This window comes from Microbacterium sp. p3-SID336 (assembly GCF_025143365.1).
Classification (GTDB): Bacteria; Actinomycetota; Actinomycetes; order Actinomycetales; family Microbacteriaceae; genus Microbacterium.
Genome location: NZ_JALXPE010000002.1, coordinates 52,267 through 66,081 on the forward strand (window position 1 = coordinate 52,267; position 13,815 = coordinate 66,081).

General features: G+C 70.2%; 18 protein-coding genes. 10 read left to right on the forward strand and 8 right to left on the reverse strand.

The features are described 5' to 3' along the window. Positions 1-10: 10 nt before the first annotated feature. Entirely contained in the window at positions 11-433 is a 423-nt protein-coding gene (locus M3C17_RS00995; protein WP_259975758.1) for a hypothetical protein, read from the reverse strand. A gap of 3 nt (positions 434-436) precedes the next feature. Next, positions 437-1,408 carry a cation diffusion facilitator family transporter gene (locus M3C17_RS01000; protein WP_259975759.1) on the reverse strand — a complete coding sequence of 324 codons (972 nt, stop codon included), beginning with the start codon at positions 1,406-1,408 and terminating at the stop codon, positions 437-439. A gap of 60 nt (positions 1,409-1,468) precedes the next feature. Here M3C17_RS01000 and proC point away from each other — a divergent pair, with 60 nt between their 5' ends. After that, complete coding sequence (proC, locus tag M3C17_RS01005; RefSeq protein WP_259975760.1) at positions 1,469-2,308, forward strand: pyrroline-5-carboxylate reductase; 840 nt, start codon at positions 1,469-1,471, stop codon at positions 2,306-2,308. A gap of 158 nt (positions 2,309-2,466) precedes the next feature. On the opposite strand, the gene M3C17_RS01010 is transcribed toward proC, so the two are convergent. The 4 genes from M3C17_RS01010 to M3C17_RS01025 all read right to left on the reverse strand — a co-directional run bounded on the left by M3C17_RS01010 (position 2,467) and on the right by M3C17_RS01025 (position 6,979). Next, entirely contained in the window at positions 2,467-4,056 is a 1,590-nt protein-coding gene (locus tag M3C17_RS01010) for a hypothetical protein (RefSeq protein WP_259975761.1), read from the reverse strand. Then, positions 4,038-4,814, reverse strand: coding sequence for an ABC transporter ATP-binding protein (locus M3C17_RS01015; protein WP_259975762.1), 777 nt, complete (start codon positions 4,812-4,814; stop codon positions 4,038-4,040). The genes M3C17_RS01010 and M3C17_RS01015 overlap by 19 nt, the downstream gene beginning before the upstream one ends. A 70-nt stretch (positions 4,815-4,884) precedes the next feature. Beyond that, entirely contained in the window at positions 4,885-5,556 is a 672-nt protein-coding gene (locus M3C17_RS01020) for a TrkA family potassium uptake protein (RefSeq protein ID WP_136031985.1), read from the reverse strand. Then, positions 5,549-6,979 carry a TrkH family potassium uptake protein gene (locus M3C17_RS01025; protein WP_259975763.1) on the reverse strand — a complete coding sequence of 477 codons (1,431 nt, stop codon included), beginning with the start codon at positions 6,977-6,979 and terminating at the stop codon, positions 5,549-5,551. Before M3C17_RS01025 ends, M3C17_RS01020 begins: the two co-directional genes overlap by 8 nt. A 104-nt stretch (positions 6,980-7,083) precedes the next feature. On the opposite strand from M3C17_RS01025, the gene M3C17_RS01030 reads away from it, so the two are divergent. Beyond that, positions 7,084-7,500: a helix-turn-helix transcriptional regulator gene (locus tag M3C17_RS01030; protein WP_259975764.1), complete on the forward strand. Its 417-nt coding sequence runs from the start codon at positions 7,084-7,086 to the stop codon at positions 7,498-7,500. 191 nt (positions 7,501-7,691) lie between these two features. Here the strand turns inward: M3C17_RS01030 and M3C17_RS01035 are convergent, their stop codons facing one another. Both M3C17_RS01035 and M3C17_RS01040 read right to left on the reverse strand, forming a co-directional pair. Further along, positions 7,692-8,516, reverse strand: a complete 825-nt coding sequence (locus M3C17_RS01035; protein WP_259975767.1) for an ABC transporter permease — start codon at positions 8,514-8,516, stop codon at positions 7,692-7,694. Next, positions 8,513-9,421, reverse strand: a complete 909-nt coding sequence (locus tag M3C17_RS01040) for an ATP-binding cassette domain-containing protein (RefSeq protein ID WP_259975768.1) — start codon at positions 9,419-9,421, stop codon at positions 8,513-8,515. Before M3C17_RS01040 ends, M3C17_RS01035 begins: the two co-directional genes overlap by 4 nt. Before the next feature lie 102 nt (positions 9,422-9,523). On the opposite strand from M3C17_RS01040, the gene M3C17_RS01045 reads away from it, so the two are divergent. The 8 genes from M3C17_RS01045 to M3C17_RS01080 all read left to right on the forward strand — a co-directional run bounded on the left by M3C17_RS01045 (position 9,524) and on the right by M3C17_RS01080 (position 13,812). Next, positions 9,524-10,456, forward strand: coding sequence for a TetR/AcrR family transcriptional regulator (locus M3C17_RS01045; protein WP_259975769.1), 933 nt, complete (start codon positions 9,524-9,526; stop codon positions 10,454-10,456). A 38-nt stretch (positions 10,457-10,494) separates the two neighbouring features. After that, positions 10,495-11,421 (forward strand): cyclase family protein, encoded by a 927-nt coding sequence (locus M3C17_RS01050; protein WP_259975770.1) that lies wholly within the window; start codon positions 10,495-10,497, stop codon positions 11,419-11,421. Positions 11,422-11,496: 75 nt separating this feature from the next. Then, complete coding sequence (locus tag M3C17_RS01055) at positions 11,497-11,688, forward strand: helix-turn-helix domain-containing protein (protein ID WP_116242548.1); 192 nt, start codon at positions 11,497-11,499, stop codon at positions 11,686-11,688. A gap of 110 nt (positions 11,689-11,798) precedes the next feature. Further along, a complete protein-coding gene (locus tag M3C17_RS01060; RefSeq protein ID WP_003792170.1) occupies positions 11,799-11,897 on the forward strand; it encodes a 30S ribosomal protein bS22 in 99 nt (32 codons plus the stop codon). A gap of 78 nt (positions 11,898-11,975) precedes the next feature. Next, a complete protein-coding gene (locus M3C17_RS01065; RefSeq protein WP_259975772.1) occupies positions 11,976-12,278 on the forward strand; it encodes a rhodanese-like domain-containing protein in 303 nt (100 codons plus the stop codon). Further along, positions 12,275-12,571 (forward strand): glutaredoxin family protein, encoded by a 297-nt coding sequence (locus tag M3C17_RS01070; RefSeq protein ID WP_259975773.1) that lies wholly within the window; start codon positions 12,275-12,277, stop codon positions 12,569-12,571. Before M3C17_RS01065 ends, M3C17_RS01070 begins: the two co-directional genes overlap by 4 nt. Further along, a complete protein-coding gene (locus tag M3C17_RS01075; RefSeq protein ID WP_259975775.1) occupies positions 12,568-12,870 on the forward strand; it encodes a Dabb family protein in 303 nt (100 codons plus the stop codon). The genes M3C17_RS01070 and M3C17_RS01075 overlap by 4 nt, the downstream gene beginning before the upstream one ends. A 129-nt stretch (positions 12,871-12,999) precedes the next feature. Next, positions 13,000-13,812, forward strand: coding sequence for a basic amino acid ABC transporter substrate-binding protein (locus M3C17_RS01080; RefSeq protein WP_259975776.1), 813 nt, complete (start codon positions 13,000-13,002; stop codon positions 13,810-13,812). Positions 13,813-13,815: the final 3 nt, after the last annotated feature.

Here is a 13,815-nt window from a genome sequence, read left to right on the forward strand (position 1 = left end):
GGCATCGGCGTCAGCCCAGGACCGTCGACCAGGCGACCGCCACGAGGCACAGCCCTTCGTCCGTGGTCCGGTAGAAGACATCGCCGGGGAACTGCTCGCCTGCGGCCACGCGTCCTTCCGGCAACGAGAGGTTGATCGTCCAGTCGGGATCGACCGGCACCTGCTCCGGCCAGTACTCGCCGACGAAGGCCCCCGGCTCCTCGGCGGACAGCCCCTGCCAGTCGACGGGCTCCCGCAGCTCCGGGTCCGCGCCGTCGCAGACGAACGGCTCCGCGTCACCCTCGCCTGCGGCCGCGATGAGGCGCTCCGTCTCCGCGATGACCTCGGCCCCCTCGGCACCCCAGATCACGGTGTCCATGGTGCAGCCCGCCAGAGCGGTCGCGAGCAGCACCGTGAGGCCTGCGACCGCCGTGGGCCGCGTCGCGCGAGGCACCGCTCAGTCCGAGGACTTGAGGACGAAGACGTCGGTCGAGGGCTCGGGGTCGATCGCGGGCCGGTACACGTCGGGCTCGATGTACACCACCCGCGCGAGCGGGACCGCCGTGCGGATGCGGGCCTCGATGGCGTTGATGTCGTCGGCCACCTCGCGCAGCGGCTTGTCGGCGTGGAGGGCGATCTTCGCCGCGACCATCAGCTCGTCCGGTCCGAGGTAGAGGGTCTTCATGTGGATGATCTTCTCGATCTCCGGCCCGTCGTTGATGGCGTCGACGATGCGGTCCTCGTCGGCCTGGGTCGCCCCCTCGCCGATGAGCAGGCTCTTGGTCTCGACGCCCAGCACGATGGCGATCAGCACGAGCAGCACGCCGATCATGACGGTGCCGAGGGCGTCGAACAGCGGGTTGCCCGTGAGGAGCGTGAGGCCCACACCGAGCAGGGCGAACGTGAGTCCGGTGAGGGCCCCGATGTCCTCCAGCAGCACGACGGGCAGCTCCGGCGCCTTGGCGCGGCGGATGAACGACGACCAGGACTGGCCTTTCTCGCGCACGAGGTTGCTCTCGCGGACGGCCGTGCGCAGCGAGAACGACTCCAGGCCGATCGCGATCAGCAGCACCACGAGCGGCAGCCACCACCAGGTCTGGTCGAGTTCGTGCGGGTTGGTCAGCTTGTCGACGCCCTCGTAGATCGCGAAGAGACCGCCCACGGAGAACAGGATGATCGACACGACGAACGCGTACACATAGCGCTCCCGGCCGTAGCCGAAGGGGTGCGCGCGATCGGCGCGTCGCTGGGACTTGCGGCCTCCGAGCATCAGCAGCAGCTGGTTGCCCGAGTCGGCGACCGAGTGGATGGCTTCGGCGAGCATCGACGCCGAACCCGAGAGCGCCCAGGCGATGAACTTCGCGAGCGCGATGCCCAGGTTCGCCAGGAACGCCGCGACGATGGCCTTGCTGCCTCCGGATGCACTCATGCGACGAGTCTAGAACCGCCCGTCCGGGGGATGCAGGAGCGCCCGCCGTAGGATGACGACATGGCTGACTCGCTCCCGTCCCTCGCGTTCCTCGGTGCCGGTTCGATGGGGGGAGCGATCCTCCGCGGGGTGCTCGCGTCCGGCATCACCGTGGACGGGGGGATCACCGCCACCAACCGAACCCCCGAGAAGGCCGCCGCGCTCGCCGGGTTCGACGGGGTCACGAGCATCGCGCTGTCGGAGCACCCGGACGGCAATGCCGATGCGGTCGCCGGCGCGCGCATCGTGCTGGTGGGAGTGAAGCCCGCGATGGTGCCGGATCTGCTCCGCGAGATCGCCCCGCAGCTGGCCGACGACACGATCGTGGTGAGTCTCGCCGCGGGGGTGACCCTGCAGACGTTCGCCGAGGGACTGGGCGCTGACGCCCGCGTGATCCGGTCGATGCCGAACACCCCCTCGACCGTGCGCAAGGGGGTGACCGGCCTGGCTCCCGGCGCCGCGGCGAGCGACGACGATCTGGCCCTGGTGCGTCGGCTGTTCGAGACCGTCGGCGCCGTCGTGGTCGTCCCCGAGTCGCAGATCGATGCGCTGTCCACGATCTCCGGGTCGGGTCCCGCCTACGTCTTCCTGCTGATCGAGGAACTGACCAAGGCCGCCGAGGGCATGGGGTTCTCCGAGGCGGATGCGCGGCTCCTGGCCGAGCAGACCTTCATCGGTGCGACCGCGTTGCTCGACGCGTCCGGCGAGGAGCCCTCGGAGCTGCGTCGCCGGGTCACGAGCCCGAAGGGAACCACCGAGCGCGCCGTCGCCGTGCTGCAGGACGCGCGGCTGGATCGCACGTTCGCGGATGCCGCAGCCGCGGCGCTCGCGCGGGCGAAGGAGCTCGCCGCCGGGGCCTGAGCACGGTCGGATCGTCGAGGCTCGACGGGTCCGGCACGTCGCCGTCCTGGTCCCGACGGCCCGCCCGCGGGGAGCACGCGTCGTCCGGGCTCCGCTCCGTCGCCCGACACCTCGGTCGCCGCGTGCAGAGCGCGAGCACGACCCCCTCCGGGCTCCGCTCAGTCCCCCGACACCTCGATCAGCACCTGCGGCGCGCGGGCGTCCAGCGTCCGACCGCCCAGCGCGACGCCGCCCCACAGCGCGAGTCCGCCGATCACGACGGCGCACGCGAGGCTCACCCAGCCCAGCGGGGGGATCCAGATCGCGGCGATCGCGAAGCCGAGGGCGGGAGCGCCCAGCACGAGTGTGATCGGGGACATGATCAGCATCGCGAGGAACGACTGCGCGCCGCCGGAGGAGCCGCGACCGAAGGGGTTCGCCTCGGGCGCGGGAGCCCGCCCCGGGAGGAACGCGCCGACCCAGGAGCCGGCTCCCGCCGAGACCGCCATGAGTCCGAGCGCCGCGCCGAGACTCCCGGGGAGCAGGTCCGGGCGTCCGGCCAACAGGCACGTCGCGATGCACAGGACGACCGTGACGGGGACCGCGAGCACGCCGAACCCGAGCAGTCGACCCGTGCGATCGGCGGTGCCGCTCACTCCGGTGAGGATGTGCAGCGCGAACGCATCGTTGTCGTACGCGATCGCCATCTGCACGATGCTGCCGGTGAGCAGAGCGTTGATCGCCGGAATCAGCGTGATGGCGGGGGCGAAGCCGGAGGAGTCCTGCTGCAGACCGTTCATCAGGGCGAGCCCGAGGAAGATCGCGGGCAGGAGCAGCATCATCACGATGTTGATCGCCTGCCGGGGGTCGCGGCGGAAGTAGCGCAGCGTGCGGCCGGCGATCGCACCGACGGGGCCGGCCGGCAGCATCCGGTCGAGGACTCCGCCGGATCGGACCCGGCCCCCGCCGCTGGACTGGATCGGCGCGGTGAGCCGCGCGTCGAGCATGACCCGCGCGGCCACCCAGAGCAGGGCGACCGTGGCGAGCGCGATGACCAGGCGCAGCACCGCGGTGAGCACCTCGCCCTGGGCGAGCGCGGCGGGCACACCGAAGACCGCCGCGACCGGGGTCCACGCGGCGATCTCCGCGACGGCCGTGAAGGCTCCGCCGACGTCGCCCACGCGGGTCAGCGCCTGTGCGCCGATGTTCAGCAGCAGTCCCGAGGAGGCCAGCAGCACGACACCCACGGTGAGCACCAGGTCCCGCGCCCGGCGGCGGGCCAGCCAGCGCGCGAGGATTCCGCTGACGACGCGCGCTCCCAGCACGCAGGTCGCCAGCGCCAGCGGGATCATGAGCAGCGCCGTGATCAGGGCCGGGATGCTGACCGACCACCCCAGCAGCATGAGGAGCAGCGCGACCGCTGTGCCGATGCCGCCGACCGTCGTGACACTCGCGACCACCAGGCCCGGGAGCATCGTGCGCGCCGTCACCGGAAGCAGCGCGAACCGCTCCGGAGCAAGGGAATCGTCACTGCTGACGAGGAGGGAGCCCACCCACCATCCGAGCACGATGACGCCCCCGGTGAGCACGAGCGCCGTCACGGCGGCGTCCGGCGCCGCGAAGCGCAGGGCGACGAGCCCGGCCGTGAGCGCACCGAGCATGCCGACAGCGAAGAGGCCCATGATCGCGAGGGTCACGATCATCCAGGGGTTGCGTGCGAGCTGGTGACCCAGCTGACGCAGCCGCAGGCTTACGAGGAGCGCAACCATGCGAGCGTCTCCGTCCCGAGGTCGTGGGCGCCGACGAGCGCGAGGAAGCGCTCCTGCAGGGTGAGCCCCGCGCGCACCTCGTCCAGTGTGCCGTGGGCGAGCAGGCGACCCTCGGCCACGATCGCCACGCGGTCGCACAGCGATTCCACGAGCTCCATGACGTGGCTCGACAGCACGACCGTGCCTCCGCCGTCGACGAAAGAGCGCAGGATCTGCCTGATCGTCTGGCCGGACACGGGGTCGACCGCCTCCAGCGGCTCGTCCAGGATCAGCAGCCGCGGCGCGTGGATGAGCGCGCACGCCAGGCCGATCTTCTTGCGCATCCCGGCGGAGTAGTCCACGACCAGGGTGTCGCGCGCCTCGGTCAGCCCCAGGGCGTCGAGCAGCTCGCCCGCCCGTGCCACGACGTCGGCCTCGGCCATGCCGCGCAGCAGCCCGGTGTACCGCAGCAGTTCAGCGCCGGTGAGGCGGTCGAGCATGCGGATGCCGTCCGGCAGAACGCCCATGCGGGCCTTGGCCGCTGCCGGGTCCTGCCACACATCGGCGCCGAGCACCCAGGCGGTGCCGGCGTCGGGGCGCAGCAGTCCGGTGGTCATGGCGAGAGTGGTCGTCTTGCCTGCGCCGTTCGGACCGAGCAGGCCGAGCATGGATCCGGCCGGCACGTCGAGCGAGAGGCTGTCGACGGCGACCTTCTGGCCGAACTGCTTGCGGAGTCCGCGGAGGGCGAGGACGGGTGGGGCCGGGGCGTGGTCGGTCATGCCCCCATCCCACCACGCGGGCGCCGACGCCCACATCCGCCGCGTGGGGGAGTCGCGGCTTCGGCCCGCGTCAGCGGTCGAGGGCGGCGAAGCGCTCGATGTCGCTGTTGGTGCCGGACACGATGATGAGGTCGTGGTTCGTGACGATGGTGTTGGCCTCGGCGTAGCGGAACGGCTTGCCCGGGCTCTTCACACCGACCACAGTGACCTTGTACTTGGAGCGGACGCCGGACTCGTTCAGGCCGACGCCGCGGATGAACTTCGGCGGGTACATCTTGGCGAGCACGAAGTCGTCGTCGAAGCGGATGAAGTCGAGCATGCGGCCGCTGACCAGGTGGGCGACGCGCTCGCCGGCCTCGCGCTCGGGGTAGATCACGTGGTTGGCTCCGACGCGGGCGAGGATCTTGCCGTGCGACTGGGAGACGGCCTTGGCCCAGATCTGCGGCACCTTGAGGTCGACGAGGTTCGCGGTGATGAGCACGGACGCTTCGATCGAGGAGCCGACGGCCACGACGGCCACCTGAAAGTCCTGGGCGCCGATCTGCCGCAGCGCATCGATGTTCCTGGCGTCGGCCTGCACGGTGTGGGTGACCCGCTCCGACCACTTCTGCACGAGTTCGAGGTTGTCGTCGATCGCGAGCACCTCGCGGTCGAGGCGGTCGAGCTCACCGGCGCAGGCGGCACCGAACCGGCCGAGGCCGATGACGAGGACGGGAGCGTCGCCCCGGAGGACTTCAACCAACGATCGGCCTTTCCACGGGCAGCGAGTAGTACTGCGTGCGCGATGTCGCGGCGACTGCCGCAGCGAGAGTCACTGTACCAACGCGGCCCATGAAGATGGTCGCGGCCATCACGTACGACGCCGAATCCGGGAGCTCTCCTGTGAGCCCGGTCGACAGGCCCACGGTGCCGAACGCAGAGATCACGTCGAAGAGCACGTGACTGATGTCGGCTTTGGTGATCTGCGAGATGACGATCGTCGACAGGGCCACGATCGTCGCGCCCCAGGCGACGACGCTGAGCGCGACGCGCTGGACGTCGCTGGGGATGCGGCGCCCGAACGCCTCGACGGACTGGCGGCCCTTCGCCTCCGACCACACCGCGATGGCGAGGACCGCGAGCGTGGTGACCTTGATGCCGCCCGCGGTCGATGCCGAGCCGCCGCCGACGAACATGAGCATGCTCGCCGCGAGCAGCGACGAGCCGTTCAGGTCATCCATCTCGATCACGTTGAACCCGCCGGAGCGGGTCATCGCGGAGAGGAAGAACGCCTGGAAGGTGGTGTCGGCGGCGTCCATGGAGCCGAACGTGCGCGGGTTGTCGTACTCGAGGATGAGGAAGGCGGCGGCGCCCAGGATGAACAGCAGCACGGTCGTGACGATCGTGAGCTTCGAGTGCAGGGACCAGCGCTTCACATGCCACACGTGCTTGGCGAGCGTGTAGATCACGGGGAAGCCGATGCTGCCGAGGAAGACGCCCACCATGAGCAGGGAAAGCACGAGGTAGTCGTCGGCGAACACCGCCACGCCGCCGTCGTTGGGCGCGAAGCCGGTGTTGGTGAATGCCATCGCCGCGAAGTAGGGGGCCTCCCACAGTGCCGCGATCGGGTTGACCTCCGCCATCACCAGAGCGGGGTACAGCAGCGCTGCGAGGGAGGCCTCGATGATGAGGGCCGACACGGCGACGGTGGTGAGCAGCTGGCCGACCTCGCCCAGGCGCACGGTCTGGCTCTCGTTCACGACGCCGCCGTGGGCGCGGAGCGGGTTGGTGTCGCCCGCGGCCATGAGCTTCGCCCTGAGCCCGAGCCGCTTCGAGATGAGCATGCCCATCAGGGAGGCGAGGGTCAATACGCCGAGCGCGCCGATGTTGACGCCGATGAACACCAGCACGTGTCCGAAGGGGGACCAGTGGTTCGCCATGTCGACGGTCGCCAGTCCGGTGACGCAGATCGTGGAGACGGCCGTGAAGAGCGCATCGCTCAGTGGGGTGACGGTGCCGCTGGCCGAGGCGATCGGCAGCGAGAACAGGACCGTGAAGACCAGGATCAGCAGCGCGAACACCGCGATCGCGAAGCGCGAGGGTGAGGACGTGATGATGTGCTTCAGCCGGCCGGCGGCGCTCCCGAAACCGTGTCGAGGAGACGACGCCGAAACGATGCCCGACATCGCTGCCCCTCTCCTGTCGTCCTCCGCGCACACGGCGGTCGCGCGGCGCTGCTCGCCGAGCCCTCGTCATGGTACTCCGTGCCGGGGCGGACTACCCTGAACTCATGACGGACATCTTCGACGTGATCGCAGACGGTACGAGGCGCGACATCCTCCAGCTCCTGCTCCGCCGAACGTCCGAAGGTGAGACCGGCACCAGCGTGAGCCAGATCGTGGCCGACCTCGGCATCAGCCAGCCCACCGTGTCGAAGCACCTCAAGGTGCTCCGCGATGCCGAACTCGTCACGGTCCGGGAGGACGGGCAGCGCCGGTTCTACAGCCTGTCCGTCGAGCCGCTCGAGGTGGTCGACGACTGGCTGGTGCCGTTCCTGGTCGACGCCTTCGGCGATGCGGCCCCCGACATCGCCTACCCCGGGGCGCCGCTTCCCGACGGTGCCGCGCACGCCGCAGAGGTCGTCGGGCGTGCGGCCGCCTCCGCGAAGCACGTCGTCACCACCGCGCTCAAGCGGCTCGGCGCCTGACACCGCCGCCCGTGTCGCACGCTCCGACACGGCATCGCCCCCGGCGACAGGGGGGCATGTCGTCGGGGGCGATCCGCGGACCCCAGATCCGCAGGGACTCGGCGGTGCCGGCACAAGTCCTGCTCCGACCGTGTCAGTGCTGTCTGAGCGATCGGCGAAGGGAGCCTATGCGTGGGCTGTGACGGCTGCGCTCAGCGTCTCCCGGCTTTGCGGCGGAAGAGCCACGCGCCCCAGAGCACCGCGACCGTGAGGATGACCACGCACCATCCGATCGCCCACCACGGCTCACTCCCCATCGGGACGTCCATGAGGAGTCCTCGGATGGTCTCCACGATCGGCGTGATCGGCTGATTCGCGGCGACCGGCTGCAGCCATGCGGGCATGCTCGCCACCGGCACGAACGCGCTGGAGAGGTAGGGGAGGAACAGCAGCACGAAGCCGTAGCCGTTCGCCCCCTCCGGGCTGCCGGCGGCGAGACCGATCGCAGCGAACAGGTAGGTGATCGCGAGGATGTACAGGGCGATGAGTCCCGTGAGACCCAACCACTCCCACGCGTTCGCGGTCGGACGGAACCCGACCAGCACCCCCACGCCGATCACGATGGCGGTGGCCACGAGGTTGCGCAGCACGCTCGCCACGACGTGCCCGGTGAGCACGGCGCCCGCACGCAGCGGCATGGTGCGGAAGCGGTCGATGATGCCCGTGCGCATGTCGTTGGCGACGTACACCGCGGTCGAGGACGCGCCGAATCCCGCGCAGGTGAGGATGATCCCTGGCACCACATAGTCGACGTAGGCGCCGGAGGGGTCGATGGCGCCCCCGAACACCCAGGTGAACATGAGCATGAGCATCACGGGCAGCAGGATCGCCATGAGCAGCGATTCCCCGTCCCGCAGGGAATGCCGCAGGCTGCGTCCGACGAACACGGCCTCGGCGGTGACGCCGCGAAGGCGAGGACGCGGCGGGGCGGCGGCCGTCGTCCGGGGCAGCGGGCGCCCAGCGGTCGTGGTGGTCATGCGAGCTCCTTCTGCGGGGCGCCCTCAGGCGCGGGGCGGCGGTCTGTGGGGGAGGTGACGGCGAGGAACACGTCGTCGAGAGTGGGTCGGCGCAGGGTCACGACGCCGTCCTGACCGTCTTCGTCGAGCCTGTCGAGGGCGCGGCGCAGCCCGGCGACCGTGCCGTCGGTGGGGATCTCGGCCTGCAGGTCTCCGCGGGAGTCGTGCAGCTCGACCGTGTCCCCGCCGACCCGGGCCTTGAGCTCGGCGGCCGTCCCGATCGCGGCGATGCGGCCGCCGTGGAGCACGGCGATGCGGTCGGCGAGCTGGTCCGCCTCCTCGAGGTACTGCGTGGTCAGGAAGACGGTGGTGCCGGACGCGGCGAGTCCGCGGATGATGTCCCAGAGGTCGCGGCGGCTGCGGGTGTCGAGGCCGGTGGTGGGCTCGTCGAGGAAGAGCACCTCGGGGGTGACCACGAAGCTGAGCGCGAGATCGAGGCGTCGCCGCATCCCGCCGGAGTAGGTGCGCACGGGGCGCCCCGCGGCGTCGACCAGGTCGAACTGGGTGATGAGATCGGTCGCGCGGCGGCGCGCGGCGGCGCGGTTCAGCCCCGACAGTCGCCCGAACATGACGACGTTCTCGATCGCCGTCAGGGCATCGTCCACGGCGGCCGACTGCCCGGTGAGGCTGATCCGCCGCTGCACCTCGACGGGCTGGGTTCGCACGTCCCACCCGGCCACGGCGGCGGAGCCGTGATCCGCGGCGGTGAGCGTGGTGAGGATATTGATGGTCGTCGTCTTGCCCGCGCCGTTGGGGCCGAGCAGGGCGAAGACCTCGCCACGCGCGACGGTGAAGTCGAGTCCGTCGACCACGGTGTTCGCGCCGAAGGCCTTGCGCAGGCCTCGCACGTCGATGGCTGTCTCCATGGGGTGGGCCTTTCTGTGTAGAGGGAAAACTGTGTATGAGTCACGCAACTGTGTATGACCATAACACACGGTTTAGCTCATAAACAGAAGTAAGATGGGGGCATGACCGAGATCGAGCCCCCGGAGCTGCCGCGCGGCATCGCCCTGGCCTGGGGTGTCGCCGCGAACCCGCAGCGGGGGCCCAAGCGCGAGATGAGCGTCGAGAAGATCGTCGAAGCCGCGGTCGAGCTGGCGGACGCCGAGGGCATCGGTGCGGTGTCGATGGCGGCGGTCGCATCCCGCCTCGGGTTCACGCCGATGTCCCTCTACCGCTACGTCTCCGCCAAGGACGACCTGCTGCTGCTCATGCAGGAGGAGGCCACGGGGCTGCCTCCCGAGAGCCACCTCGACGCGGAGGGCTGGCGCGATCGCCTGCTCGCGCTGTACCAGGCGCAGATCCTCGTGTACCTGCGGCATCCGTGGATGCTGTCCCTCCCCATCTCGGGCTCCCCGATCACGCCGAACAGCTCCGCCTGGCTGGACGCCGGGCTCGCGGCGCTCGACGGCACCCCGCTCACGGCCGAGGAGCGCATCGCGGTCGCGCTCGCCGTGACCGGGCACGCACGCTGGTGCGGGATCGTGCAGGCGGGATACACCGAGCAGTCCCGCTCGTCCGGGCTCACCCCCGATCAGGTCGCCGAGCGCGAGGCCTCGCTGTTCGATCGCGTGATCGCCGCGGAGGAGTTCCCCGCGCTGCGGCGCGCGATCGACGACGGCGTGTTCCTGTCGGCCGCCGATCCGTTCCGCTTCGCGGTCGAACGCACCCTCGACGGCGTGGCGGCCTATATCGCAGCGCTCGACCGCGGCGAGCCGCACGCGGTGTCCGAGGAGTGGGTGGACATCGACCCCGCGGAGCTCGCGGGGGACAAGCGACTGCGGGAGGCACAGAAGGCCAGCCGCGACGCCGAGAAGGCGCTGCGAGCGGCGCGGAAGCTCGAGAGGCAGGTGCTCCGCGAGGCGAGGGAGCGCGTCGCGAAGGGGAAGAAGTCGGCCTGATCCGCCCCGAGACCTCCTGCGATCGGCAGGATGGACTCATGACGGCCCAGCACCGAGCGCACTTCGACTTCGCGATCACGTTCGCCAACGGCGGCGGCATGCAGGGAGAGGGGTTCCGCCTCGACCTCCCTCGGGCGGACATGTCGGCCGACGAGATCGCCGCCCTGCTCGTCCGCCACCTCGGACTGGCGCTCGTGGGCGAGGTCGAGCTGCGGGACCTGCGCATCGTCGAGGAGCAGCACCGCGGAAGCCGGGGCGTCGAGGTGGCCTCCGCCGACGGCGCCGGCGAACGCGTCGTGGATCTCAGTCACCCGATCGAGGCCGGACTGATCACGTATCCCGGGCTCCCGGCGCCGACCATCACCCCGTTCCTCACTCGCGAGGCCTCCCGGGAGCGCTACGCGCCCGGCACCGAATTCGCGATGGACGTGATCACGATGATCGGCAACACCGGCACCTACCTCGACGCGCCGTTCCACCGCTACGCCGACGGCGGCGACCTCGCCTCGCTGGACCTGGCGTCGCTGGTCGGACTCCCGGCCGAGGTCTTCCACCTCCAGGACGCGTGGTCGCCCGAGCGACGCGGCATCCGGGCGGCGACGCTGGCCGACCGCGAGCTGCGGGGCACTGCGGTGCTGCTCCACACCGGGTGGAGCAGCCGCTTCGGCACCCCCGCGTATGCCGAGGGAGCGCCGTTCCTCGCCGAGGACGCCGCGCGCTTCCTGGCGGAGTCGGGGGTCCGCCTGGTCGGCATCGACTCGCTCAACATCGACGACACCGAGAGCGGCGGCGAGCGCCCGGCGCACAGCATCCTGCTGGCCGCCGGCGTGCACGTGGTCGAGCATCTGATCGGACTGGAGGCGGTGCCCTCGCGGGGTGCCCGCTTCACCGCGGCCCCACCGGCGGTGCGCGGCTTCGGCACCTTCCCGGTGCGGGCCTTCGCCACCGTGCCTGGGTCCCACTGATCACAGCAGTCACATGGGTTTACACGTGTCCCAGCTACCCCATAGAGTGTGCACATCGAGAAAGGGGTACGTGGGATGCCCGAGGTTCCAGATGTCCGATTCCTCACGGTGGCCGAGGTCGCCGAGCTGATGCGCGTGTCCAAGATGACCGTGTATCGGCTGGTCCACTCCGGCGAGCTGCCGGCCATCCGCTTCGGCCGCAGCTATCGCGTGCCGGAGTCGGCCGTGGCCGAAGCACTGCAGCGGCCCATCGCCGACGCCGGCTGACGCGGCCGAAGCAGGCCCGCGGGTTTGCTAGGATGATCCGAGGCATTTTTCGTGCCCGTACCCGGGTGTCCGATTCGGCGACACCCAGCCCCTGACTTAGTGAGGTTTCCGTGGGTTCTGTCATCAAGAAGCGCCGCAAGCGCATGGCGAAGAAGAAGCACCGCAAGCTGCTTCGCAAGACTCGCCACCAGCGCCGCAACAAGAAGTAAGCGGCCAGACACCGAGCGCCTGTCTCCGGACGGGCGCTTTGTGTCTGTGCCCGCTTCCCGCACCGCCGAGAGGATGTCATGAAGTCGATCACCGTCGCCGAACTCGCCGAGCGCTCCGGCACCCCGCTCATCGACGTGCGGGAGGTGAACGAGTTCGCCGCGGGGCACGTGCCCGGCGCCGTGAACATCCCGATGTCGGAGATCGGCAACCGGCTCGACGAGCTGCCCGCGGAGTCGTTCGACGTGATCTGCCAGGCCGGCGGCCGCTCCGCGCGCGTGGTCGAAGCTCTCGAGGCGCGCGGCTACGACGCGACCAACGTCGAAGGCGGCACGGGGGAGTGGATCGCGCAGGGACGCGCCGTCGAGGTCCCGGGGTCGTGACGACGCTCACCCTGATCGGCAAACCCGACTGCCACCTGTGCGATGTGGCCTCCGAGGTCGTCGACGCCGTGGTCGCTGAGCTGCCCGACGCCGCAGCCGAGCGGATCCAGATCGTCGAGGCATCGATTCAGGACGACCCCGCGCTGTACGAGCAGTGGTGGGACAAGATCCCCGTGGTGCTGATCGACGGACGTCTGCACGCCCATTGGCGCGTCGCGCCAGACCGCCTGCGCGAAGCGCTCGAAGAGGCCGTGCGCGACGACGCGCTCGTCGAAGAGAAGGAACAGCGATGACCATCCGCCACGTCGTGACCTGGAAGCTCGCCGCGGAGGACGCGGGCGAGCGCGCCGCCGACGCCGCGGAGGTCGCCCGCCGCCTGAATGCGCTCGACGGAGTGGTGCCGCAGCTGCGGAGCATCTCGGCCGGTGCCAACAGCGCCTATCCGGACACCAATTGGGATGTCACCCTCGTCGCGGACTTCGACTCGCTGGCGGCGCTGGAGGAGTACCAGGTGCACCCGGCGCACGAAGAGGTCGCCGCCTTCATCCGCTCGGTCGTGGCATCGCGCGTCGCGGTCGACTTCGAGGTCTGATCCGCGCACCGCAACACAAACGTGATGCCGTGGGCCGTCCCTGTCATTGGTCACGCGACGAGCCGCATGTTTAGATGAACTCCTACCCGTCCGCGGGCGCACCCCGCCCCCGAACTCCCTGGAGCCGACATGCCCCGTCGTAACCTCTTCGCCGGCCTCGCACTCGTGGCCACCGCAACCCTCGCGCTCGCCGGATGCGCCACCGGTGCCAGCGATGCCGGGAGCAGCGGCGAGCCTGCAGCCGGCGACGAGTACGGGCTGATCGAGGCGGGCACCCTCACGGTCTGCTCCGACATCCCCTACCCGCCGTTCGAGTTCGAGGGGGACGATGGCGAGTACACAGGGTTCGACATCGATCTGCTCGGCGCGATCGCGAAGCAGCTCGACCTCAAGCTCTCGGTGCAGGACGTGGGCTTCGACGCGCTGCAGTCGGGAACCACGCTCGCCGCCGGGCAGTGCGACGTCGGCGCCTCCGCGATGACCATCACGGACGAGCGCAAGGCCAACATCGACTTCTCCGACCCGTACTACGACTCGCTGCAGTCGCTCCTCGTGCGCACCGACTCCGGCATCGAGTCGATCGACGACCTGTCCGGCAAGAACGTCGGCGTGCAGCAGGGCACCACGGGCGAGAGCTACGCGGGCGAGAACGCGAAGGGCGCCCAGCTGGTGCAGTACCCCTCCGACGGCGAGCTGTGGCCGGCCATGCAGGCGGGGCAGATCGACGCCATCCTGCAGGACCAGCCGGTGAACCTCGAGCACGAGAAGGCCGACTCCGCGTACAAGATCGTCGAGACGTACGAGACCGACGAGTCGTACGGCTTCGCCTTCGCCAAGGGTGAGAAGGACGCACTGCTGGAGGCCGTCAACGGCGCGCTCCAGGAGCTGCGCGACAACGGCGAGTACCAGAAGATCTACGACGAGTACTTCACGGCCAACTGAGTT